This window comes from Sphaerochaeta halotolerans, from assembly GCF_003429665.1.
GTDB classification, from domain to species: Bacteria; Spirochaetota; Spirochaetia; order Sphaerochaetales; family Sphaerochaetaceae; genus Sphaerochaeta; species Sphaerochaeta halotolerans.
The window spans coordinates 1-1,253 of the sequence record NZ_QUWK01000041.1 but is presented as its reverse complement, the minus strand read 5'-3'; the positions used below and the strand labels follow the sequence as shown (position 1 = coordinate 1,253).

Below are 1,253 nucleotides of genomic sequence, written 5' to 3'. Positions count from 1 at the left end.
GTCCTGATGAATTCACCTCCACGTGTATAGACCGAGATTTCCCAGGCTCCCCTTGAGACCAGCACTGCATCATTCGCATATCCAGAACCAAGTACATACGTATGGCCACTCTCCATCCTGAAACATCCGGTGCCATTGGTCCTCATGGTATCTATCCTGGCAACATGGAATGGTTTTGCAGGCAATGCCATCAATGCCTTCCTGTCTTGGATGAACAGTTCCGTGCCTGTCTTGCCTTTCTCGTAATGCAGTTCCTCTGCGCGGAAGGCAAAGGAATCAGGAATCATTACATTACGATTGAAATCCTGAAGAGGATAGGCTAGTTCCAAGGGAGGAGACAGGCGGTTGCGACGCAAGGTGCCCACCTTGTTCTCAACATTGCCCTTCTCCCATCCTGAGCGAACATTTGCGAACTGGGCTACAAAACCATAATGAAGCCGGAACCTGGTGAAAAGCTCCGATTGCTGGACGATGTTCGCATAGCGCTTTGCTATGCCGGTAGCGTTGTCAAATACGATTAGGTAGGGAACTCCTCCAATGAACATGAAGAAATCCAGCAGCCCCTGACAAACACATTCCCCGTTCTCGCCTGGTAGAATCTCATAGATTGCCATGTTGCTGTGGGGAAATGACATGACGAAGTATTTCTTACGGACATAACTTCCATCCGTGTCGATGAAATCCGCCTCCCCGAAATCGACTTGGGCTTCCCCAGGATGCCATACCAGCTTAAGGGTGCCTGGTCCATTGTTCCTTCTCCGCTGGTTTCTCCATGACTTCATGTATTTACGTACGAGAATGTAGGAATGTTCCAATTCCTTGGCTTTATGCTTGGTGACCAGAATCTCATGCATTCTCAGCGCAGTCAGTCGCTGCTTATGGAAATACTCGCTCTGTTTTTCCAGATACTCGTCTATGATGTGCTTGTACGGGTCAAGCTTGCTGCCTCTCTGTTCTTTTGCATACATCTCAGGCCCTTTGCTGAAATCCTCTTTATTGATGTATTTACTGATAGTTTTCCTGTCCAGTCCTGTCACTTCTTTTATCTCTGCCTTGGACCTTCCATCTCTCCACATGTTCTTGATAGTATCTATCTGGGACATTTTCAACATACTCCGGTTGTTCTCCTTGTCGTTTTAGTCAACAAGAAGGTAGATTCGATGGGACATTTGTTGCAAGTGCCCCTTTCTTGTCACAACCAAAATAGGGAAAAGGTCACTACCATTTTAGGTATTTCTACGATACCACACAGA

At 47.0% G+C, this 1,253-nt stretch carries 1 protein-coding gene; it reads right to left on the bottom strand.

All coding sequences use genetic code 11. The annotated features are described in order from the left end of the window. On the bottom strand, positions 1 to 1,112 hold a 1,112-nt coding region (gene istA, locus DYP60_RS13875; protein ID WP_117331608.1), incomplete at its 3' end, for an IS21 family transposase. Between the last annotated feature and the right edge of the window lie 141 nt (positions 1,113 to 1,253).